General features: G+C 31.0%; 1 protein-coding gene. It reads right to left on the bottom strand.

The window, feature by feature from the left end; all coding sequences use genetic code 11:
• Nucleotides 1-44 precede the first annotated feature (44 nt).
• Nucleotides 45-377 (bottom strand): transposase (locus tag ACQRD5_RS17240; protein WP_427747124.1); only part of this gene is annotated, 333 nt, incomplete at its 5' end.

Genomic DNA, 377 nt, shown 5'->3' with positions numbered 1-377 from the left:
GCGCACTTTAATAAGCCTAAGAAAAAAAGCTTTTAAAAAATTAATTATGCACTTTTCTTTAGCTCAAATAAATGCTTACCAGTTCGGCCCGATTGGATTTTTCTATGCATTTTATTTATGTTGTGAGCCATAGCAAGCAGTGTACTCTCTGCTAAAACATTTCTTTGACCACGACACATAAATCTTCTAAAATTCATATCTTGTTTCACTTGTGCAAAGGAACCTTCTGCTTGGATACTTCTATTCATTCTGAGTAAGCATCCTTCATCACTAAGTATTCTTTCTAAATCTTCTTTTCTTTGACGATTAAATTTTTTTGAGGTTTCAAATTTTTTAGTTCTTTCTTCTAAAGGTGTTTTACAATTATTTCCCTTAAT

Source organism: Clostridium sp. SGI.024 (assembly GCF_050315195.1).
Classification (GTDB): domain Bacteria; phylum Bacillota; class Clostridia; order Clostridiales; family Clostridiaceae; genus Clostridium.
The sequence above is the reverse complement of the archived record's forward strand: the minus strand, read 5'-3'. Positions and strand labels throughout refer to the sequence as shown.